The 21,771-nt window shown below is 71.1% G+C and carries 14 protein-coding genes, 1 tRNA gene and 2 rRNA genes; 14 read left to right on the forward strand and 3 right to left on the reverse strand.

The genetic code is table 11. The features are described from left to right. The 4 genes from G3I53_RS14555 to G3I53_RS14570 all read left to right on the forward strand — a co-directional run. Window positions 1-599 (forward strand): 23S ribosomal RNA (locus tag G3I53_RS14555); the annotation flags it as partial. 88 nt (window positions 600-687) lie between these two features. Beyond that, window positions 688-804: ribosomal RNA gene (rrf, locus tag G3I53_RS14560) — 5S ribosomal RNA — on the forward strand. Window positions 805-903: 99 nt separating this feature from the next. After that, entirely contained in the window at window positions 904-1,587 is a 684-nt protein-coding gene (locus tag G3I53_RS14565) for a DegT/DnrJ/EryC1/StrS family aminotransferase (RefSeq protein ID WP_239063902.1), read from the forward strand. A 76-nt stretch (window positions 1,588-1,663) separates the two neighbouring features. Then, a tRNA-Thr gene (locus G3I53_RS14570) sits at window positions 1,664-1,736 on the forward strand. Window positions 1,737-1,822: 86 nt separating this feature from the next. Here G3I53_RS14570 and G3I53_RS14575 read toward each other — a convergent pair. Further along, a complete protein-coding gene (locus G3I53_RS14575) occupies window positions 1,823-4,579 on the reverse strand; it encodes a SpoIIE family protein phosphatase (RefSeq protein WP_164334148.1) in 2,757 nt (918 codons plus the stop codon). Between the two features lie 412 nt (window positions 4,580-4,991). Between G3I53_RS14575 and G3I53_RS14580 the strand changes: the two genes are divergently transcribed. The 10 genes from G3I53_RS14580 (at window position 4,992) to G3I53_RS14625 (ending at window position 19,909) form a co-directional block, all read left to right on the forward strand. Continuing rightward, window positions 4,992-10,457 carry a HAMP domain-containing protein gene (locus G3I53_RS14580; RefSeq protein ID WP_343240623.1) on the forward strand — a complete coding sequence of 1,822 codons (5,466 nt, stop codon included), beginning with the start codon at window positions 4,992-4,994 and terminating at the stop codon, window positions 10,455-10,457. Between the two features lie 307 nt (window positions 10,458-10,764). Continuing rightward, complete coding sequence (locus G3I53_RS14585) at window positions 10,765-11,442, forward strand: response regulator (RefSeq protein WP_164334149.1); 678 nt, start codon at window positions 10,765-10,767, stop codon at window positions 11,440-11,442. Window positions 11,443-11,623: 181 nt separating this feature from the next. Next, entirely contained in the window at window positions 11,624-14,371 is a 2,748-nt protein-coding gene (locus G3I53_RS14590; protein ID WP_203617114.1) for a DNA translocase FtsK, read from the forward strand. Window positions 14,372-14,623: 252 nt separating this feature from the next. Then, on the forward strand, window positions 14,624-15,454 hold the full coding sequence (locus tag G3I53_RS34390; protein WP_164337021.1) for a helix-turn-helix domain-containing protein: 831 nt from the start codon (window positions 14,624-14,626) through the stop codon (window positions 15,452-15,454). Between the two features lie 92 nt (window positions 15,455-15,546). After that, the gene (gene rimO / locus G3I53_RS14600; RefSeq protein ID WP_164337018.1) at window positions 15,547-17,022 is read left to right on the forward strand and encodes a 30S ribosomal protein S12 methylthiotransferase RimO; all 1,476 of its coding nucleotides are present in this window, start codon (window positions 15,547-15,549) and stop codon (window positions 17,020-17,022) included. Continuing rightward, window positions 17,019-17,867 carry a CDP-diacylglycerol--glycerol-3-phosphate 3-phosphatidyltransferase gene (gene pgsA / locus G3I53_RS14605; RefSeq protein ID WP_164438425.1) on the forward strand — a complete coding sequence of 283 codons (849 nt, stop codon included), beginning with the start codon at window positions 17,019-17,021 and terminating at the stop codon, window positions 17,865-17,867. Before rimO ends, pgsA begins: the two co-directional genes overlap by 4 nt. Further along, on the forward strand, window positions 17,864-18,409 hold the full coding sequence (locus tag G3I53_RS14610; RefSeq protein ID WP_164332984.1) for a CinA family protein: 546 nt from the start codon (window positions 17,864-17,866) through the stop codon (window positions 18,407-18,409). Before pgsA ends, G3I53_RS14610 begins: the two co-directional genes overlap by 4 nt. 109 nt (window positions 18,410-18,518) lie before the next feature. Next, window positions 18,519-18,899: a helix-turn-helix transcriptional regulator gene (locus tag G3I53_RS14615; protein WP_164332985.1), complete on the forward strand. Its 381-nt coding sequence runs from the start codon at window positions 18,519-18,521 to the stop codon at window positions 18,897-18,899. Window positions 18,900-19,107: 208 nt separating this feature from the next. Then, window positions 19,108-19,578 carry a DNA starvation/stationary phase protection protein gene (locus G3I53_RS14620; RefSeq protein WP_164332986.1) on the forward strand — a complete coding sequence of 157 codons (471 nt, stop codon included), beginning with the start codon at window positions 19,108-19,110 and terminating at the stop codon, window positions 19,576-19,578. Between the two features lie 94 nt (window positions 19,579-19,672). Beyond that, on the forward strand, window positions 19,673-19,909 hold the full coding sequence (locus tag G3I53_RS14625) for a hypothetical protein (protein ID WP_164438426.1): 237 nt from the start codon (window positions 19,673-19,675) through the stop codon (window positions 19,907-19,909). A gap of 247 nt (window positions 19,910-20,156) precedes the next feature. Here the strand turns inward: G3I53_RS14625 and G3I53_RS14630 are convergent, their stop codons facing one another. Beyond that, the gene (locus G3I53_RS14630) at window positions 20,157-20,957 is read right to left on the reverse strand and encodes a DNA-formamidopyrimidine glycosylase family protein (RefSeq protein WP_164337113.1); all 801 of its coding nucleotides are present in this window, start codon (window positions 20,955-20,957) and stop codon (window positions 20,157-20,159) included. A gap of 541 nt (window positions 20,958-21,498) precedes the next feature. Then, a partial coding sequence (locus tag G3I53_RS14635; protein WP_164438427.1) for a hypothetical protein occupies window positions 21,499-21,771 on the reverse strand: 273 nt, incomplete at its 5' end.

Here is a 21,771-nt window from a genome sequence, read left to right on the forward strand (position 1 = left end):
TGGTTGGTAATCAGGTGTTGAGTGTAAGTGCACAAGGGAGCTTGACTGTGAGACCGACGGGTCGAGCAGGGACGAAAGTCGGGACTAGTGATCCGGCGGTGGCTTGTGGAAGCGCCGTCGCTCAACGGATAAAAGGTACCCCGGGGATAACAGGCTGATCTTCCCCAAGAGTCCATATCGACGGGATGGTTTGGCACCTCGATGTCGGCTCGTCGCATCCTGGGGCTGGAGTCGGTCCCAAGGGTTGGGCTGTTCGCCCATTAAAGCGGTACGCGAGCTGGGTTTAGAACGTCGTGAGACAGTTCGGTCCCTATCCGCTGTGCGCGTAGGAGTCTTGAGAAGGGCTGTCCCTAGTACGAGAGGACCGGGACGGACGAACCTCTGGTGTGCCAGTTGTTCTGCCAAGGGCATGGCTGGTTGGCTACGTTCGGGAGGGATAACCGCTGAAAGCATCTAAGCGGGAAGCCTGCTTCGAGATGAGGGCTCCCACCCACTTGATGGGGTAAGGCTCCCAGTAGACGACTGGGTTGATAGGCCGGATATGGAAGCACGGTAACGTGTGGAGTTGACCGGTACTAATAGGCCGAGGGCTTGTCCTCAGTTGCTCGCGTCCACTGTGTTGGTTCTGAAACCACGAACAACCCCACACCAGGTCACGGTGTGGTGCGGTTGAGTGTTTCATAGTGTTTCGGTGGTCATAGCGTAGGGGAAACGCCCGGTTACATTCCGAACCCGGAAGCTAAGCCTTACAGCGCCGATGGTACTGCAGGGGGGACCCTGTGGGAGAGTAGGACGCCGCCGAACAATACGTGACAGGGTTGGACCCGGAACTTCGGTTTCGGGTCCAACCCTTTTTTGTTTCCCGTCACTTGACGTTCACGTCACGCAACGAGCATCCGGCACATGGGTATTGCCGCACTGCTCAGGGCCGCCGGCGTCGGCATCGGGGACGAGGTCCTCGTACCGGCCTTCGGGAACGTGGAGATCGCCCGGGCCGTCACCCTGGCGGGCGCCGTGCCGGCGTTCGCCGACATAGATCCGGTGACCTACGCACTGTCCCCCGCCGCCGTCGCGGAAGCCGTAACTGCCCGGACCGCGGCTGTCGTTGCCGTGCACCGGTTCGGCAGGCCCGCCGACCTGGCGGGCCTGCACGCGATCGGGCAGCGGCACCAGCTGCTCGTGATCGAGCACCGGGACGGGGACGGGGAAGCGCCGCACGACGAGATCGCCCGGCGCAGGGAACGGGCCGCCTACCTCGACGCGAGGCTGCGGGGCGTCGAGACGCCCGACCGCGGTGCCGGACACACCTACGAGCAGTACGTCGTACGCGTGCCGGGCAACGGCCGGCCCGACCGGGACGCGTTCGCGCACGCCGTACGGGCCAGGGGCGTTGCGTGTTCGGTGCCGGTGAAGACCCCCGTGCACCGGCTGCCCGGCTTCCGGCGGTGCGTGTCGCTGCCCCAGACCGAGCGGGCCGCCGACGAGACGCTGGCCCTTCCCGTCCATCCGGCGCTGACCAAACGGGACATGCAGAAAATCGCGTCCGCGTGCAATGCCCTCGGCGGACTGCTCCAGTCCGCCTCCTGAGGGCGGTTGGGAGCACGGTGTTGTTCGGGGTATGATCTATTCCGTTGCCGAGGGGAAAGATCCCAGCCGGTAACAGGCCCCTATAGCTCAGTCGGTAGAGCGTCTCCATGGTAAGGAGAAGGTCAACGGTTCGATTCCGTTTGGGGGCTCCGACAGAAAGGCCCCGCCCTCCAAGGGCGGGGCCTTTCTCATGTGCACGGCCGGACGCCCGGCAAGGGCGGCCGGCCCCTCCCCGTCAGTCCGTGTGCAGCCCGGGAACGCGCATCGCGAGGATCGCCATGTCGTCGGACGGAGCGTCGGAGGCGAACCGCTCGACCGCGCGCATGATGCGGGCCGCGACGGCGCCGGCCGTGAGGCCCGTGCACGTGGTCAGGACGTCCGCGAGGCCGTCGTCGCCGAGCATGCGGGAGCCCTCCCGGCGTTCGGTGACACCGTCCGTGACGCACAGCAGGACGTCACCGGGATCAAGGACCACCGTCTGCTCGTACAGCTCCAGGTCCTCCAGGACGCCGAGGAGGGGCTGCGGTTCGGCGGCCGGCTCGACGGTGCCGTCCTGGCGCAGCCGCAGCGGGAGGGGGTGGCCGGCGCAGACGACCTTCAGTTCCGCGCTGCCGTCCTCCTGCGGGCGCAGCTCGCCGTAGAGGAGCGTGAGGAAGCGGCTGCGGGCGCCCTCGTCGAGGATCGCCGAGTTGAGGCGCTCCAGGACGGCCGGGCCGCTGAGACCCTCGCGGGCGAGGAGCCGCAGGGCGTGGCGGGCGAGGCCGGTCACGGCCGCCGCGTTCGGGCCCGTGCCGCAGACGTCGCCGATGGCGAAGCCGTAGGCACCGTCGCTGATGGGGAACAGGTCGTAGAAGTCGCCGCCGACCTCGTTGCCCTCACCGGCCGCGCGGTAGATGACCTCGACCTCGACGCCGTCGACCAGGGGCAGCTCGGGCGGCAGCAGGCTGCGCTGGAGCGACTGGCTGATGGCGGTGCGCTCCGAGTACAGGCGGGCGTTGTCCAGGGCCAGCGCGGCCCGGCGGGAGAGGTCCTCGGCGAGCTCCAGGATCTCCTGGCGGAAGTGCTCGTCGGTCGGCTTGCCCAGCGTGATCATGCCGATGACGCGGTTGCGGGCGACCAGCGGCAGGACGACGATCTCGCCGCCGACGGCGGAGGCCGTGGCGAGCGTGGGGCCGATGCCGGGGGTGACGCGGTGGTCGGGGCCGCCGCTCAGACCCAGGCTGCGCATGGAGGTGCGCAGGGCCGCCTGGTGGGCGACCTCGCCTGGCGCCGACCAGACGCGGGCGCCGGGAGTGGGGACCGGATCCGGCGGCGGGATCTTCGACAGCAGGGACTTGATGCCGTCGATGAGTTCCTCGTCCTCGTGCAGCACGTAGGAGAGGTACGGCTCGGACGACTGGTCGGCGATCGTGTAGACGGCGCACCAGGTGGCGAGGGTGGGGACCGTCATCTGGGCCATGAGGGCCAGGGTCTGGTCGCGGTCGAGGGTGCCGGCGAGCAGGTCGGACGCCTCGACGAGGAAGCTCAGGGAGCCGCGGCGCAGCCGCTCCAGTTCGCCGAGGCGGGCCGACTCGACGGCCAGGGCGATCCGGTCGGCCGCGAACTGCAGGCGCAGCGCCTCCTCGTTGGAGTAGCGGCCGGGTGCCTCGGCGGCGACCCCGAGGGAGCCGGTGAGACGGCCCTCGACCTTCAGCGGGACGGTGACGACGGAACGCATGCCGGTGCCGTTGAGGAGGGGGACCGGGCCGTGGACGGCGGTGAGGTCGTCGTGGACGGCGGGCATCCGGGCGGAGCCGTAGCGGCCGGGGCCCGCCTCGACGGGCACGCGGGCGAAGCGCTGGCGGGCCGAGGGCAGCCCGGTGGAGGCGCGGACCTCCAGTTCCGTCTCGTCGTCGGTGGCGAGCAGCAGGAAGGCGGCGTCGCCGTCGAGCATGTCGCGGGCGCGTTCCACGGTGCGCTGGAGGAGTCCGTCGAGGTCGTCCGGGGCGGGGGAGCCGATGAACACCTCGAACGGGTCGGTGTTCTGGCCCTCGGAGGACGAGCCGGGGCCGTCGGAGGCGGGGCTGCGCAGCGGCGTCTGGAGCACCGCGCGTTCGTGGTCGCGCACCAGCAGGCACACGGTGGACGGTTCGCCGTCGGTGTCGCGGACGCGCAGGTGGGAGGCGTACACGGGCAGGACGCGGCCGTGGGCGCCGCGGATGCCGTAGCTGCCCTCCCAGCGGGACAGCTGGAGGGCCTCGGCGATGCCGGTGCCGGTGCCGGGGGTGTGCGGCCAGGCGGCGAGGTCGGTGAGCGGCTTGCCGGTGACCTGCTCGGCCGGGTAGCCGAAGAGTTCCTCGGCGTCCTCGTTCCAGGCCGTGATGGTGCCGGCGCGGTCGATCTGCAGGACGGCGACCCGGACCCGTCCGTCGGCGAGGGGGAGGAGGTCGGCGGGCAGGGCCGGACCGGCCGCGCGGGTGCCCACGGGGCGCTCCGGCAGGTCCAGCTGGAACCACACGGTCTTGTGGGCGGGCGTGTACTCCACGCCCCAGCGGGAGGCCAGCGCCGCGCACAGCTGGAGGCCGCGTCCGCCCTCCCGGTCGAGGCTGCCCATGGTGACGGCGGCGCCCTGGAGGGGGACCTCGCGTTCCGGATACCGGTCGGCCACCTCGATCCGCACACCGTCGTCGCCGCGCAGACAGAGCAGGTCGGCGGAGGTGCCGGCGTGCACCACGGCGTTGGTCACCAGTTCGCTGGTGAGAACGACGGCGTCGTCGACGATGTCACCGAAGCCCCAGCCCTGGAGGGTGTCGCGCACGAAGGCGCGGGCGCTCGCGACCGAGCGCCCGACGGGCTCGAAGGTGGCGGCCGCACGCGCGGTGATCACAGAACTCCTCGACCGGTACTCGACGGGCATGACTCCGTGGCCGACCGGCTCTCGCCGCTGTTGCGGCAGCTCACCCGTCGGCCGGGGGTCCGGGGGCTGTTCCCCCGGGATCAGTCCGGTGGTCATTGGTGCGGCCGCCCTCCGATGCCCGCTCGTCTGTAGTCCACCGCCCAGGCCGGACGGACCGGGGTGGCTGGACAGCCGCATGCAAGGTTACTTACCTTCGCGGTCCGAGCGGATGCCGGTCTGCTGTGTTTCCGTCCGGAGGGGTCTGCCGTCCGGAACGTGTGCGGACGATGTGCGAAGCTGCCGAACTGTTATGGCCTGGTTCGGTGGGGGTGAAACACTGGGCAGGCTAGTCGTGAAGGTCCGGGCAGGCGGAGTTTCTTTCGCGCCGGATGGGCAGCAGCCCTTCGGGGGCGCCCTGCCGTGCCGGGCGGACATCGCAGTAGTACAGAAATGCGCGAGTGTGACCGGTACGCCGTGCGGCGCCACCGGGAGCACAGCGGCAACGGTCTACCCCTGCGGGAGGGACACAGTGGAGTCTGGCGCAGCGACGCGGGGCACGAAGACGCGCGCGAAGGGCGGACAGTCCCCGAGTGGCCCGGGCAAGAAGCGGTCCGGGACCACCGTGGTGGACACCGCGGCCCTGAACCGGCTCCTGGTGGCCCTGGTGGCGATGCGGGACGGGAACTTCCGACGGCGGCTCACGGTGTCCGGCGACGGCGTGATGTCGGAGATCGCGGCGGTCTTCAACGAGGTGGCGGACCGCAATCTGCACCTGACCGGTGAGCTGGCGCGGGTGCGGCGGATGGTCGGGCGGGAGGGCAAGCTCACCGAGCGGCTGGAGACCGGGGCCTGCGAGGGCTCCTGGTCGACGGCGATCGACAATTCGAACGCGCTGGTCGACGACCTGGTGCGGCCGGTGTCCGAGGTGAGCCGGGTGCTGTCGGCGGTGGCCGAGGGCGATCTCTCGCCGCGCATGGAGCTGCGGACGCAGGCGCCGGACGGCACCGGGCATCCGCTGCGCGGGGAGTTCCTGAAGGTCGCGCGGACCGTGAACAACCTGGTCGACCAGCTGTCGACGTTCACCGACGAGGTCACGCGGGTGGCCAGCGAGGTCGGCACCGAGGGCAAGCTGGGCGGTCAGGCCCGGGTGCGCGGCATGTCCGGCTCGTGGAAGGACCTCACGGACTCGGTCAACACCATGGCGGAGCGGCTGACCGCCCAGGTGCGCGACATCGCCCTGGTGACGACGGCGGTCGCGCGCGGTGACCTGTCACGCAAGGTGACCGTGCACGTCGAGGGCGAGATGCTCGAGCTGAAGAACACCGTCAACACGATGGTGGACCAGCTCTCCGCGTTCTCCTCCGAGGTGACCCGGGTCGCACGCGAGGTGGGCACCGAGGGGGCGCTGGGCGGGCAGGCCCAGGTGCCCGGGGTGGCCGGCGTGTGGAAGGAGCTCACCGATTCGGTGAACACCATGGCCGGCAATCTGACGGCCCAGGTGCGGGGGATCGCCGAGGTGACGACGGCCGTCGCCAACGGTGACCTGTCCCGGAAGGTGACCGTCCCGGCCCGCGGCGAGGTCGCGCAGCTCGCCGAGACGATCAACCAGATGACCGAGACGCTGCGGATCTTCGCCGACGAGGTGACGCGGGTCGCCAACGAGGTCGGGGCCGAGGGGCGGCTGGGCGGCCAGGCGAACGTGCCGGGCGCGGCGGGGACGTGGAAGGACCTGACGGACTCCGTCAACACGGTGTTCCGGAACCTCACCACCCAGGTGCGGGACATCGCCGCGGTGACGACGGCGGTCGCCAACGGTGACCTGTCGCAGAAGGTCACGGTCGACGTGGCCGGCGAGATGCTGGAGCTGAAGAACACCGTCAACACGATGGTGGACCAGCTGTCGTCCTTCGGTGCCGAGGTCACGCGCGTGGCGCGGGAGATCGGTGTGGAGGGCGAGCTGGGCGGGCAGGCCCAGGTGCCGGGCGCGGCGGGGACGTGGAAGGACCTGACGGACTCCGTCAACACGGCGTTCCGCAACCTCACCGGACAGGTGAGGAACATCGCGCAGGTGACGACGGCGGTCGCCAACGGCGACCTGTCGCAGAAGGTCACGGTCGACGTCTCCGGCGAGATGCTCCAGCTGAAGAACACCGTGAACACGATGGTGGACCAGCTGTCGTCGTTCGCCGACCAGGTGACCCGCATGGCCCGGGACGTGGGCACCGAGGGCCGGCTGGGCGGTCAGGCCCGGGTCGACGGCGTCTCGGGCACCTGGAAGGAACTGACCGACTCCGTCAACTCGATGGCGGGCAACCTGACCTCCCAGGTGCGCAACATCGCGCAGGTGACCACGGCGGTCGCGCGCGGTGACCTGTCGCAGAAGATCGACGTCGACGCGCGCGGGGAGATCCTGGAGCTGAAGAACACCATCAACACGATGGTGGACCAGCTGTCGTCGTTCGCGGACCAGGTCACGCGCGTGGCCCGCGAGGTGGGCACCGAGGGCCGGCTCGGCGGTCAGGCGCAGGTGCCCGGGGTCGCCGGGGTGTGGCGGGACCTGACGGACTCGGTGAACGGCATGGCGTCGAACCTGACCGGCCAGGTGCGCAACATCGCGCAGGTGGCGACGGCGGTGGCGCGCGGTGACCTGTCGCAGAAGATCACCGTGGACGCGCGCGGGGAGATCCTGGAGCTCAAGAACACGCTGAACACGATGGTGGACCAGCTGTCGTCGTTCGCCGAAGAGGTCACGCGCGTGGCGCGTGAGGTCGGTACCGAGGGCATCCTCGGCGGCCAGGCCGAGGTGCAGGGCGTGTCCGGCACCTGGAAGGACCTCACCCAGTCGGTGAACGGCATGGCGAACAACCTGACCCTCCAGGTGCGCAACATCGCCGAGGTCACCACCGCCGTCGCCAAGGGCGACCTGTCGAAGAAGATCACCGTCGACGCCAAGGGCGAGATCCTCGAGCTGGTCACCACCGTCAACACGATGGTCGACCAGCTGTCGTCGTTCGCCGAGCAGGTGACCCGGGTGGCCCGCGAGGTGGGCACCGAGGGCATCCTGGGCGGGCAGGCGCACGTGCCCGGTGTCACGGGCATCTGGAAGGACCTGAGCGACAACGTCAACCTGATGGCGAAGAACCTCACCACCCAGGTGCGCAACATCTCCCAGGTGTCCGCCGCGGTCGCCAACGGCGACCTGACGCGGCAGGTCAGCATCGAGGCGCGCGGTGAGGTGGCGCAGCTCGCCGACACCATCAACATCATGGTGAAGACGCTCAGCGCGTTCGCCGAGCAGGTCACCAAGGTGGCGCGCGAGGTGGGCACGGACGGCATCCTGGGCGGCCAGGCGCACGTCCCGGGGGTGGCCGGCACCTGGAAGGACCTCACCGAGTCCGTGAACCAGATGGCGTCCAACCTGACCGGGCAGGTCCGCAACATCGCGATGGTGACCACCGCCATCGCCAAGGGCGACCTGACCAAGAAGATCGACATCGACGCGCGCGGGGAGATCCTCGAGCTGAAGACCACCATCAACACGATGGTCGACCAGCTGTCCTCCTTCGCCGAGGAGGTCACCCGCGTGGCCCGCGAGGTGGGCACCGAGGGCCAGCTCGGCGGTCAGGCGCGCGTGCGGGACGTGGACGGCACCTGGCGCGACCTGACCGAGTCGGTGAACGAGATGGCCGGGAACCTGACCCGGCAGGTGCGCGCCATCGCGCGCGTGGCGACCGCGGTGACGCGCGGCGACCTGAACCTGAAGATCGACGTGGACGCGTCCGGGGAGATCCAGGAACTGCAGGACTACATCAACAAGATGATCGCCAACCTGCGCGACACCACGATCGCCAACAAGGAGCAGGACTGGCTCAAGGGCAACCTCGCCCGGATCTCCGCGCTGATGCAGGGCCGCCGCGACCTGGAGGACGTGGCCTCGCTGATCATGAGCGAGCTGACGCCGGTGGTCTCCGCCCAGCACGGCGCGTTCTTCCTGGCGATGCCGCTGGTGGACGGCGAGGACCTGCACTCCGCCGACGACGACCAGTTCGAGCTGCGGATGCTCGGCTCGTACGGCTACTCCATGGGCTCCATGCCGACGTCGTTCCGCCCCGGCGAGGGGCTGATCGGCACCGCCGCCATGGAGAAGCGCACGATCCTTGTGGAGAACGCCCCCAGCGGCTACCTGAAGATCTCCTCGGGGCTCGGTGAGGCGCCGCCCGCACAGGTCATCGTGCTGCCGGTGCTGTTCGAGGGTCAGGTGCTCGGCGTGATCGAGCTGGCCTCCTTCACGCCGTTCACGCACATCCAGAAGGACTTCCTCAACCAGATCGCTGAGATGATCGCGACCAGCGTCAACACCATCTCGGTCAACACCAAGACGGAGCGGCTGCTGCGGCAGTCGCAGGAGCTGACCGAACAACTGCGGGAGCGGTCGGCGGAGTTGGAGCAGCGGCAGAAGGCCCTCCAGGCGTCCAACGCGGAACTGGAGGAGAAGGCCGAGCTGCTGGCCCGTCAGAACCGGGACATCGAGGTGAAGAACACCGAGATCGAGGAGGCCCGGCAGGTCCTGGAGGAGCGCGCCGAGCAGCTCGCGGTCTCGATGCGCTACAAGAGCGAGTTCCTCGCCAACATGTCGCACGAGCTGCGCACACCGCTCAACTCGCTGCTGATCCTGGCCAAGCTGCTCGCGGACAACGCCGAGGGCAACCTCTCCCCGAAGCAGGTCGAGTTCGCCGAGACCATCCACGGTGCCGGGTCCGACCTGCTGCAGCTCATCAACGACATCCTCGACCTGTCGAAGGTCGAGGCGGGCAAGATGGACGTCTCCCCGACGCGGATCGCGCTCGTCCAGCTCGTGGACTACGTGGAGGCCACCTTCCGGCCGCTGACCGCGGAGAAGGGCCTGGACCTGTCCGTGCGGGTGTCGCCGGAGCTGCCCGCCACCCTGCACACCGACGAGCAGCGCCTGCTCCAGGTGCTGCGCAACCTGCTGTCGAACGCGGTGAAGTTCACCGACTCCGGGTCGGTGGAACTGGTCATCCGGCCCGCCCGGGACGACGTCCCGCAGCGGATCAGGGAGCAGTTGCTCGAGACGGGTTCGCTGACCGATCCGCACGCCGACCTGATCGCGTTCTCGGTGACCGACACCGGCATCGGCATCGCCGCCAGCAAGATGCGGGTCATCTTCGAGGCGTTCAAGCAGGCGGACGGCACGACCAGCCGGAAGTACGGCGGCACCGGCCTCGGGCTGTCCATCTCCCGGGAGATCGCGCAGCTGCTCGGCGGTGAGATCCACGCGCAGAGCGAGCCGGGACGCGGCTCCACCTTCACGCTGTACCTGCCGCTGCACCCGAGCGAGCTGCCGCCCAACGGCTACCAGCAGGCGCTGCCCGCCCTGGAGAGCGGCGCGGCGTCGGCCGCGGCCGGACCCGAGGCGGCCGCGTCGCCGGCCGAGCCCACGTCGTACGACACCGGCAACGGCAACGGGAACGCGGCGCTGTTCCGGCGCCGGCGGCGGAACCTGCCCGCGCTGGAGCAGCAGAGTCCCGCGCCGCAGCCCGAGCAGTGGGCGGGGGCCGAGAAGGAGCCGGCGCCCCGGTCGGTGCGCGGGATCCGCTTCGGCGGGCAGAAGGTGCTGATCGTCGACGACGACATCCGCAACGTGTTCGCGCTGACGAGCGTGCTGGAGCAGCACGGGCTGTCGGTGCTGTACGCGGAGAACGGCCGCGAGGGCATCGAGGTCCTGGAGCAGCACGACGACGTGGCGGTCGTCCTGATGGACATCATGATGCCGGAGATGGACGGGTATGCGACGACCACCGCGATCCGGCGGATGCCGCAGTTCGCGGGGCTGCCGATCATCGCGCTGACGGCGAAGGCGATGAAGGGCGACCGGGAGAAGGCGATCGAGTCGGGCGCCTCCGACTACGTGACGAAGCCGGTCGATCCCGATCACCTGCTGTCGGTGATGGAGCAGTGGATGCGGGGCCAGTGAGGCCGTCGTCCGCGTGGTGTGCGACCGTGGCGGGAGGCGTCGGTGTTCCCGCGGGGCCGCCGACGCGGTGTGCGGAAAGCCGTGTAGAAGGGCCCCATTCGGGGAACCTTCTGGTCTCCTGCCGCGTTTCCGGTGTGTGCACAGTGACATCACGGTGACAGGGTGTGGCGACGGGCGGGGTGCGGCTACGATGACCGGCACAAGGACGGGCGGCGCAAGGGAGCCGTCCCTCGGGGTGGCACCTGCCGGTGCCGTCCCCGGTCCTGCGAGTAGGGGAGGCCCCACGCCGGGGCGAGGAGGGCGGGCCATGGTGCAGAAGGCCAAGATCCTCCTGGTCGATGACCGGCCGGAGAATCTGCTGGCGCTGGAGGCGATCCTCTCGGCGCTCGATCAGACGCTGGTGCGGGCATCGTCCGGGGAGGAAGCGCTCAAAGCGCTGCTCACGGACGATTTCGCGGTCATTCTGCTGGATGTCCAGATGCCGGGCATGGACGGTTTCGAGACCGCCGCCCACATCAAGCGACGGGAGCGGACCCGGGACATCCCTATCATCTTCCTCACCGCGATCAACCACGGACCGCACCACACCTTCCGCGGCTACGCGGCCGGAGCGGTCGACTACATCTCCAAGCCGTTCGACCCGTGGGTGCTGCGCGCCAAGGTCTCGGTCTTCGTCGAGCTGTACATGAAGAACTGCCAGCTGCGTGAGCAGGCCGCGCTGCTCCGGCTCCAGTTGGAGGGCGACGAGAAGAACTCCGAGGAGCCGAAGGAGCCGGCCGGACTGCTCGCCGAGCTCTCGGCGCGGCTCGCCGCCGTCGAGGAGCAGGCCGAGGCCCTCACCAAGCAGCTGAACGACGAGTCGACCGACGCCGCCGCGGTGGCCACGGCGGCCCATCTGGAGCGGAAGCTGACGGGGCTGCGGCGCGCGCTCGACGCGCTGGAACCGGGCGCGGGAAACACCTCCTCGGTCCCCTCGCAGAACTGAGCCGTGCGGGGGCGGGCGCAACCGCCGCCGCACGCAGGGGTGTTGCCCGCCCTCCGACTCCCGCAGGACATGAGGTTCCGTCAGGACCCGCGTCACCCTCACGCCTCGACGAATGCGACACGAACGGGTGAAGCAGTGGGCACGCGTGTCCCCTGGCGTCTCCGGCGGTAACCTCACACCCATGGCCTCACGTCCCTCCGCAGCCAAGAAGCCGCCCGCGAAGAAGGCGGCCGCTTCCGCGAAGGCTCCGGCGAAGAAGACCGCGGCCAAGAAGGCCCCTGCGAAAAAGGCTCCCGCCCGGAAGGCCCCCGCGAAGAAGCCCGCACCCGCGCCCGCCCCGAACCCGACCAACGGGATCTACCGCCTCGTCCGCGCGCTGTGGCTCGGCCTGGCCCACGCCGTCGGCGCGGTCTTCCGCGGCATAGGGCAGGGGGCCAGGAACCTCGACCCGGCCCACCGCAAGGACGGACTCGCCCTGCTGCTGCTCGCCATCGCCCTGATCGTCGCCGCGGGCACCTGGGCCGACCTCCAGGGGCCGGTCGGTGACCTGGTGGAGATCCTGGTGACCGGCGCCTTCGGCCGGCTCGACCTGCTCGTGCCGATCCTGGTGGCGGTCATCGCCGTGCGCTTCATCCGGCACCCGGAGAAGCCCGAGGCCAACGGCCGGATCGTGATCGGCCTGTCCGCCCTCGTCGTCGGCATCCTCGGCCAGGTCCACATCGGGTGCGGCTCACCCGCCCGCAGCGAGGGCATGCAGGCCATAAGGGACGCAGGCGGCCTCATCGGCTGGGCGGCCGCCACCCCCCTGTCGTCCACCATGACCGACGTCCTCGCCGTGCCGCTGCTGGTGCTGCTCACGGTCTTCGGCCTGCTCGTCGTCACCGCCACCCCGGTCAACGCCGTCCCGCAGCGCCTGCGGCTGCTCGGCGTGAAACTGGGCCTGGTCCACGACCCGGAGCCGGAGGACCTCGGCGAGGACGACCAGCGCTACGAGGAGCAGTGGCGCGAGGCGCTGCCCGCGAGCCGCCGCAGGCGCGGTCCCGCCCCTCAGGAGTACGACCCGGACACCGCGGAGCAGGAGGCGCTGACCCGGCGCCGGGGCCGCCCCCGCCGGTCCGCCGTGCCGCAGCCCGACATGGACCGGCCCATGGACGCCGTCGACGTGGCCGCCGCGGCGGCCGCCGCCCTCGACGGCGCCGTGCTGCACGGCATGCCGCCCTCCCCGGTCGTCGCGGACCTCACCCAGGGCGTGCGGGTCGGCGACGGGGAGCCGACCACCCCGACGCCCGTCCCGGCAGCCCGGCCGCAGAAGGACAAGCCCCGCCAGGACAAGGCGAAGCAGCAGCCGCCGCGGCAGGACCGGCCGCCGGCGGGCGTGCTGGACATGACCAAGGCGCCGCCCCCCGAGCCCCGGGACCTGCCCGCCCGCGCGGAGCAGCTCCAGCTCTCCGGCGACATCACGTACTCCCTGCCCTCCCTGGACCTGCTGACCCGCGGCGGGCCCGGCAAGGCACGCAGCGCGGCCAACGACGCCATAGTGGACGCGCTGCGGAAGGTCTTCACCGAGTTCAAGGTGGACGCCGCCGTCACCGGCTTCACCCGCGGCCCGACGGTCACCCGCTACGTGGTGGAACTCGGCCCGGCCGTCAAGGTGGAGCGGGTCACCGCGCTCACCAAGAACATCGCCTACGCCGTCGCCAGCCCCGACGTGCGGATCATCAGCCCGATCCCCGGCAAGTCCGCCGTCGGCATCGAGATCCCCAACACCGACCGCGAGATGGTGAACCTGGGCGACGTGCTGCGCCTCGCGGAGTCCGCCGAGGACGACGACCCGATGCTGGTCGCCTTCGGCAAGGACGTCGAGGGCGGCTACGTCATGCACTCGCTGGCGAAGATGCCGCACATGCTGGTCGCGGGCGCCACCGGATCCGGCAAGTCGTCCTGCATCAACTGCCTGATCACCTCGATCATGATGCGGGCGACCCCGGAGGACGTCCGGATGATCCTCGTCGACCCCAAGCGCGTCGAGCTGACGGCCTACGAGGGCATCCCGCACCTGATCACGCCGATCATCACCAACCCCAAGCGGGCCGCCGAGGCACTGCAGTGGGTCGTCCGCGAGATGGACCTGCGCTACGACGACCTCGCGGCCTACGGCTACCGGCACATCGACGACTTCAACCGCGCGGTCCGCGACGGCAAGGTCAAGCCGCCCGAGGGCAGCGAGCGCGAACTGCAGCCCTACCCGTACCTGCTGGTGATCGTCGACGAGCTGGCCGACCTGATGATGGTCGCCCCGCGGGACGTCGAGGACGCCATCGTGCGCATCACGCAGCTCGCGCGGGCGGCCGGGATCCACCTGGTGCTCGCCACGCAGCGGCCCTCCGTCGACGTCGTCACCGGTCTCATCAAGGCGAACGTGCCCTCGCGGCTCGCGTTCGCGACCTCCTCCCTCGCCGACTCCCGCGTCATCCTCGACCAGCCCGGCGCCGAGAAGCTGATCGGCAAGGGCGACGGGCTGTTCCTGCCCATGGGGGCGAACAAGCCGACCCGTATGCAGGGCGCCTTCGTGACCGAGGAGGAGGTCTCGGCGGTCGTCCAGCACTGCAAGGACCAGATGGCGCCCGTCTTCCGGGACGACGTCGTCGTCGGCACCAAGCAGAAGAAGGAGATCGACGAGGACATCGGCGACGACCTCGACCTGCTGTGCCAGGCCGCCGAACTGGTGGTCTCCACCCAGTTCGGGTCGACGTCCATGCTCCAGCGCAAGCTGCGCGTCGGCTTCGCCAAGGCGGGCCGGCTCATGGACCTCATGGAGTCCCGGAACATCGTCGGACCGAGCGAGGGTTCGAAGGCTCGTGACGTTCTTGTGAAGCCTGACGAACTGGATGGCGTGCTCGCGCTGATCCGGGGGGAGTCTGAAGGGTAGGCATGCGGGACACGGTCGTCGCCCCGGCGCGGCCAGGTGGACGATCGTGACTCACCCGTAAGGGATCCGTGAGCAACCGTTTCCCCGTGACGTACGTCAAGTTGAGGGAAGCGACTAAAAGCAGCAGCGTCGTCGGGGTGTCGGGCCATACCGATGGCGTACAAAGTCCGACCGCCCGGTTGCCCCACCCTCTCGTACCCCTCCTAGACTGAACCTCCAGCACAGGCGGCTACACGCTCGAAAGGCGCCCCCGTGTCCATCGGCAACTCCCCTGAAGACGAGCGTCCGTTCGAAGACGTATCCGAGGAAGCCCGCCCCTCCGTCGGCCGTGCCCTGCAGCAGGCCCGCATCGCCGCCGGGCTCACCGTGGACGACGTCAGTACCGCCACCCGGGTCCGGATCGCCATCGTGCACGCCATCGAGGCGGACGACTTCGCGCCCTGCGGCGGCGACGTCTACGCCCGCGGGCACATCCGCACCCTGGCCCGAGCCGTCGGCCTCGATCCGGCACCGCTGATCGCCCGGTTCGAGACCGAGCACGGCGCCCGGCCGGCCCCCACCCCGGCGGCCCCGCTGTTCGAGGCGGAGCGCATCCGTCCCGAACGCCGCGGACCCAACTGGACCGCCGCCATGGTCGCCGCGATCGTCGCGGTGATCGGCTTCGTCGGATTCACCATGGTCAAGGGCGGTGACGACGGCGGCAAGGCCAACGTGGCCGACGGCGCCACGCCCAGCGCCTCCACCTCACCCACCCCCAAGGCGGAGAAGCCCGCCGCCCCCGAGCCCGAACCCTCCGACAGCGCCATCGCCGCCGCACCCCAGGACAAGGTGACCGTCCGGGTCAGCGCCACCGACGGACCCAGCTGGATCTCCGCCAAGGGCCACAACGGCCGGATGCTCTTCGACGGGCTGCTCAAGAAGGGCGAGTCCAAGACGTTCCAGGACAGCTCGAAGATCAACCTGGTCCTCGGCGACGCCGGTCCGGTCGAGCTGTTCGTGAACGGGAAGAAGATCGAGGACGACTTCCAGCCGGGCGCCGTGGAGCGCCTGACCTACACCAAGGGCGACCCCCAGGCCGGTTAACCGGACCGGGGACCGACCCGCCGACGGGACCGGCCGGTCCCGGCCAACCCCGTCGGCGGGGGGTGTCGGCGGGACGAAGTAGTCTTGAGCCCATGCCTGAACGCCGCACCGTCGCACTCGTCACCCTTGGCTGCGCCCGTAACGAGGTGGACTCGGAGGAGCTCGCAGGCCGTCTGGAGGCGGACGGCTGGCAGCTCGTCGAGGACGCCGGGGCCGCCGACGTCGCGGTCGTGAACACCTGCGGCTTCGTCGAGGCGGCCAAGAAGGACTCCGTCGACGCCCTCCTGGAGGCCAACGACCTCAAGGGACACGGGAGAACACAGGCCGTCGTCGCGGTGGGCTGCATGGCCGAGCGGTACGGCAAGGAACTCGCCGACGCCCTCCCCGAAGCCGACGGCGTGCTCGGCTTCGACGACTACGCCGACATCTCGGATCGCCTCCAGACCATCCTCAACGGCGGCATCCACGCCTCCCACACCCCGCGCGACCGGCGCAAGCTGCTGCCGATCAGCCCGGCCGAGCGGCAGGACTCCGCCGCCTCCGTCGCGCTGCCCGGCCACGCCCCGGTGGACCTGCCCGACGGCCTCGCCCCCGCCTCGGGCCCCCGCGCGCCCCTGCGCCGCCGCCTGGACGGCACCCCGGTCGCCTCGGTGAAGCTGGCCTCCGGCTGCGACCGGCGCTGCTCCTTCTGCGCCATCCCCTCCTTCCGCGGCTCCTTCATCTCCCGCCGCCCCAGCGACGTGCTGAACGAGGCGCGCTGGCTCGCCGAGCAGGGCGTCAAGGAGATCATGCTGGTCTCCGAGAACAACACCTCCTACGGCAAGGACCTCGGCGACATCCGCCTGCTGGAGTCGCTGCTGCCCGAGCTCGCGGAGGTCGACGGCCTGGAGCGGGTGCGCGTCAGCTACCTCCAGCCCGCCGAGATGCGCCCCGGGCTGATCGACGTGCTGACCTCCACCCCGAAGATCGCCCCCTACTTCGACCTGTCCTTCCAGCACTCCGCGCCCGGCGTGCTGCGCGCCATGCGCCGCTTCGGTGACACCGACCGCTTCCTGGAACTGCTCGACACCGTCCGGAGCAAGGCCCCCCAGGCGGGTGTGCGCTCCAACTTCATCGTCGGCTTCCCCGGCGAGTCCGAGGCCGACCTGGCCGAGCTGGAGCGATTCCTCAACCACGCCCGCCTGGACGCCATCGGCGTCTTCGGCTACTCCGACGAGGAGGGCACCGAGGCGGCCACCTACGACCGCAAGCTGGACGAGGACGTCGTCGCCGAGCGGCTGGCGCGCGTCTCCCGGCTGGCCGAGGAACTGGTGTCACAGCGCGCGGAGGAGCGCCTCGGCGAGACCGTGCACGTGCTGGTGGAGTCCGTCGACGAGGAGGAGGGCGTGTACGGCCGTGCCTCGCACCAGGCTCCGGAGACGGACGGCCAGGTGCTGCTCACGAGCGGCGAGGATGTGAGTGTCGGCCGTATGGTCGAGGCGAAGGTGGTGGGCACCGAGGGTGTCGACCTGGTGGCCGAGCCGCTGTACCAGGGCTCGCTCGCACGCACTGAGGAGGCGGGCAGATGACGGGCGCCCCGGCATCCGCGGCAGGCGGCCCCTCCGGCGCGAGGAGGCCGGCGGCAGCGAGTGCCGCCCCGGGAGCGGTTCCGGGGCCGGTGACCGGCCGTCCGGCGGCGCGCCGGACCGAGGGCGCGGCACCGGGGAACGACCGGCTGCACGGCGGCGCGACCGCCCCCTCCGGCGGGGCGGCCGACCCGTCCGACACCGACGACGGCGCCACCAGGGCCGCGCGCGGCAAGAAGATCACGGCGGCGGCCGTGAACCAGGCCAGCGTCTGGAACATCGCCAACCTGCTGACCATGCTCCGGCTGCTGCTGGTCCCGGCCTTCGTGATGCTGATGCTCGCCGACGGCGGCTACGACCCCGCGTGGCGCTCGCTCGCCTGGGCCGCCTTCGCCGTCGCCATGATCACCGACCTGTTCGACGGACACCTGGCCCGCGCCTACGACCTGGTCACCGACTTCGGGAAGATCGCCGACCCCATCGCCGACAAGGCGATCATGGGAGCGGCGCTGATCTGTCTGTCCGCACTGGGCGATCTGCCGTGGTGGGTCACCGGCGTCATCCTCGGCCGGGAACTCGGCATCACCCTGCTGCGTTTCCTGGTCATCCGCTACGGAGTGATCCCGGCCAGCCGCGGGGGCAAGCTGAAGACCCTCACCCAGGGCGTGGCCGTCGGGATGTACGTCCTGGCGCTCACCGGGCCGCTGGCGACCCTGCGCTTCTGGGTGATGGCGGCCGCCGTGGTGCTGACGGTCGCCACCGGGCTCGACTACGTGCGCCAGGCCGTGGTACTCCGCCGGCGGGGAATCGCCGAGCGCCGCGCGTCGTTGGAGGAGAAGGAAGCGTGAGTTCGACGGCCGCCCAGGTGGTGCGACTACTCACGGTGAACGGTGCGACGCTGGCCGTCGCCGAGTCGCTGACCGGCGGCCTGGTGGCGGCGGAGATCACCGCGGTACCCGGGGCCTCCAAGGTCTTCCGCGGTTCGGTGACGGCGTACGCCACCGATCTGAAGCACCGACTGCTCGGCGTCGACGACGCTCTGCTGGCAGCACGAGGCGCCGTGGATCCGCAGGTCGCTGCGGAGATGGCGGCCGGTGTACGCAGGGCGCTGGGCGCCGACTGGGGCATCGCCACGACGGGAGTGGCGGGCCCCGATCCCCAGGACGGACAGGACGTCGGCACGGTCTTCGTGGCCGTCGACGGGCCCTTCGGGGCCGGGTCCGGTTCCCTCGCCGATGGAAAAGTGGAGCGTCTGCGGTTGAACGGCGGCCGCGCGGAAATTCGTATGGAGAGTGTACGCAGCGTACTCGCACTGCTTCTGAGGGAGCTTGCGGGCGAACAGACCGGAAATGAGCGGGCACAGGATACGGAACGGAACGGGGGGTTTTGATGTTTGCAGCCCAGAGTGAACACGACATCGCTCCCCGCACGGCCGCGGCGCGAGGCGGTACGGTGGGGCGAGAAGGATGCGGCTACACGGTCCGAGGAGGGAGCCACCGATGATTCTGCTCCGTCGCCTGCTGGGTGACGTGCTGCGTCGGCAGCGCCAGCGCCAGGGCCGTACTCTGCGCGAAGTCTCCTCGTCCGCCCGAGTCTCACTCGGCTATCTCTCCGAGGTGGAGCGGGGGCAGAAGGAGGCTTCCTCCGAGCTGCTCTCCGCCATCTGCGACGCGCTGGACGTACGGATGTCCGAGCTCATGCGGGAAGTGAGCGACGAGCTCGCCCTCGCCGAGCTGGCCCAGTCTGCTGCAGCGACCCCCAGCGAGCCCGTCACCACGCCGGTGCGTCCGATGCTCGGCTCCGTCTCGGTGGCCGGTGTGCCGCCGGAACGGGTGACCATCAAGGCGCCCGCCGAAGCGGTGGACGTCGTCGCCGCCTGACGGCGGTGGCGCACGCCCGAGTGGTGTGACGCTCCAAGAGGCCCCGGTAGGGGCCCTTCCGGAAGCCTCCGGGAGGGTGCCGCCGGGGTTTTCGTCTGTCCGGGGCCGTGCGCCCGGGCGCCGGGGTGTGCCGTGGTGTGCGTTTGCCGGTACGCCGTGTGCCGGTCATCGTTGAGGGGACACACGGGGGTGACCCACGGAGGTGCGGATGTACGTCGTGAAGAGCCCGTTGTCCGATGCGAACCTGAAGACCGTGTCCGAGGCGTTGCAGGGTGCCCTCGTCGACCTGGTGGACCTGTCGCTGGTGGCGAAGCAGATCCACTGGAACGTCGTCGGGCCGCGGTTCCGGTCGGTGCACCTGCAGCTCGACGAGGTGGTGACGGTCGCCCGCTCCCACTCCGACACGGTCGCGGAGCGAGCCGCGGCGCTCGGTGTCTCACCCGACGGGCGGGCCGCGACGGTCGCGGTCGGCAGCGGTATCGGGGTGACGCCGGAGGGCTGGGTCGACGACACGGCCGCGGTGGGCGCGCTGGTGGACGCGCTGGGCGCGGTGATCGCCCGGATGCGCGAGCGGGTGACGTCGACCGAGGAGGCGGATCCGGTGAGCCAGGACATCCTCATCGCCGTGACCGCGGACCTCGAGAAGCAGCGCTGGATGTTCCAGGCCGGGAACGGCTGAGCGGCTTGCCGTCCGCTGCCGCGGCGGGCCGGTGGCGGCGCTGGGGACGCCCGAGCGGTCCCGGGCGCACGGCGTCGGGCCGGAGGTGGCGGCGGTGACCGGCCGAATAGCGCGCCGGGGGGCCGCGATCGGCCTGGGCGCCCTGTGGTGGTGGGCGGTGGCCCGGCTCGTGTGGTCGCCCGACGCGGGCGTCCTGGAGGGCGCCGTCGCGGCCGGCGGCTGGGGGCTGAGCGTGCTGCCGGTGCACTGCACGCCGAAGTCGCGGGCCGAGGGGGCCCTCGCGGCGGGACGCTGGCGGCGGGCCTGGCAGGCCGGGCGGGACGGGGCGTAGGGCGTCACCAGGGGCGCGTCGCCAGGGCATCGCCACGCCGCCGTTCGGCCGGCGGACCTGGCCGGTGACGAGCACCGAGGCGTCTGAGGCGAGGTACAGCACCGGGTGCGCGACGTCCTCCGTCACCCACCCGGCCCAGCGGTGCCGTCCGGGCCGTCGCGGACTCGGTGTTCGGTGTGGGGCGGGGCGCCGTGGTCGTACGCGGCGCGAGGCATGCGGGGACGGTACGAGCGGACCTGGCGTACCGTCAATCGGTCGGTGCCGGACCGGACTGGCAGAGCGGACACCAGTAGGTGGGGCGTTCCCGGGAGCCGTCGCCCTGCTCGGCGACCCGGACGGGGGTGCCGCAGCGCCGGCACGGACGGCGTCGGCGGCCGTACACGTAGAGGTCCTCGCCCCGGCGGCCGGTGGTGGTGCGGACCGGGCGCTCGCGGTTGAAATCCAGCAGCTCCCGGGCGAGGCCGGCCAGCCTCGCTGCCCGGTCGGCGGGGAGCTGTCCGACGGGCAGCCACGGGGTGACGCCGAGCAGGAAGCAGAGCTCGCTCTTGTACACGTTGCCGATGCCGGCGAGGTTGCGCTGGTCCAGCAGGGCCTCGCCGATCGGGCGGTCCGGGTCCTGGAGGAGGTTGGCCAGCGCCAGGTCCGGGTCCCAGTCGGGGCCGAGGAGGTCGGGGCCGAGGTGGCCGACGGCCCGGTCCTCGTCGGCGGTGCGCAGGAGTTCCAGGACGGGCAGGCGGTAGCCGACGGCCGCGCGGTCGGCGTTGGCCAGGATCGCGCGGATCTGGTGGGCCGGGCCTCCGTTCCAGCGCTGTCCGGGCGCGAACACGCGCCACGAGCCGTCCATCCGCAGATGCGAGTGCAGCGTCAGGCCGCCCTCGATCCGGGTCAGCAGGTGCTTGCCGCGCGGGGTGACGTCCAGGACGGTCCGGCCGGTGAGGTCGGCGGTGGCGAATCGGGGCACCCGCAGGTCGCTGCGGGTGAGCACCCGGCCCGCGAGGGCACCGTGCAGTCGCTTCGCGGCCTGCCAGACCGTGTCTCCTTCGGGCATGGGTCCAGAGTGGCACGCCGGGGCTGGTCGCGGTCGTGGTCAGGGGCGCGGCTCGTCCGGGGCCGTGGTGGCCGCGGCCTGGGCCCGGTCGGGGCGAGGGTGCGGCCTTGTTCCGGCTGCGGTCAGGCGCGCGGCTCGTCTGGGCTGCGGTCAGGGGCGCGGCCCGGTCCCGGTCCCGGTCCCGGTCCCGGTAAGGGGCGCAGCCCGGTCCCGGTCCTGGTCGTGGTAAGGGGCGCAGCCCGGTCCCGGTCCTGGTCGTGGTCAGGGGCGCAGCCCGGTCCCGGTCCTGGTCGTGGTCAGGGGCGCGGCCCGGCCCCGGTCCCGGTCCCGGTCGTGGTTAGGGGCGCGGCCCGGTCCCGGTCGTGGTTAGGGGCGTAGCCGCAGGCCGCGCGGGGTGGCCGCGGCCTGGGCCTGGTCGGGGGGAGGGTGCGGCCTTGTTCCGGCTGCGGTCAGGCGCGCGGCTCGTCTGGGCTGCGGTCAGGGGCGCGGCCCGGTCCCGGTCCTGGTCGTGGTCAGGGGCGCGGCCCGGTCCCGGTCGTGGTCAGGGGCGTAGCCGCAGGCCGCGCGGGGTGGCGACGAAGCCCGCGCCCTCCAGGAGGGCGCCCAGCGGGGAGGTCAGGGACGGGGTGCCGTTGACGCGCTCCACCGTGACCGTGCCGAGGGAGCCCGCGCGGGCCGCCGCCGCCAGGGCCTGCGCGGCGGCCGGGAGACGGGCGTCGTCGGCGGGCTCGCCGTCCGGGTCGGCCGGCCAGGCCAGCAGGGTCTTGCCGCCCCGCTCCATGTACAGGGTCAGCTCCCCGTCGACCAGGACCAC

Source organism: Streptomyces sp. SID14436 (genome assembly GCF_010548465.1).
Taxonomy (GTDB): domain Bacteria; phylum Actinomycetota; class Actinomycetes; order Streptomycetales; family Streptomycetaceae; genus Streptomyces.

Excerpts from the sequence above, each read along its gene's own strand:
- G3I53_RS14565 (WP_239063902.1), top strand. The coding sequence starts at position 904 with ATGGGTATTGCCGCACTGCTCAGGGCCGCCGGCGTCGGCATCGGGGAC.
- G3I53_RS14575 (WP_164334148.1), bottom strand. The coding sequence starts at position 4,579 with ATGACCACCGGACTGATCCCGGGGGAACAGCCCCCGGACCCCCGGCCG.
- G3I53_RS14585 (WP_164334149.1), top strand. The coding sequence starts at position 10,765 with ATGGTGCAGAAGGCCAAGATCCTCCTGGTCGATGACCGGCCGGAGAAT.
- G3I53_RS14590 (WP_203617114.1), top strand. The coding sequence starts at position 11,624 with ATGGCCTCACGTCCCTCCGCAGCCAAGAAGCCGCCCGCGAAGAAGGCG.
- rimO (WP_164337018.1), top strand. The coding sequence starts at position 15,547 with ATGCCTGAACGCCGCACCGTCGCACTCGTCACCCTTGGCTGCGCCCGT.
- pgsA (WP_164438425.1), top strand. The coding sequence starts at position 17,019 with ATGACGGGCGCCCCGGCATCCGCGGCAGGCGGCCCCTCCGGCGCGAGG.
- G3I53_RS14615 (WP_164332985.1), top strand. The coding sequence starts at position 18,519 with ATGATTCTGCTCCGTCGCCTGCTGGGTGACGTGCTGCGTCGGCAGCGC.
- G3I53_RS14620 (WP_164332986.1), top strand. The coding sequence starts at position 19,108 with ATGTACGTCGTGAAGAGCCCGTTGTCCGATGCGAACCTGAAGACCGTG.
- G3I53_RS14630 (WP_164337113.1), bottom strand. The coding sequence starts at position 20,957 with ATGCCCGAAGGAGACACGGTCTGGCAGGCCGCGAAGCGACTGCACGGT.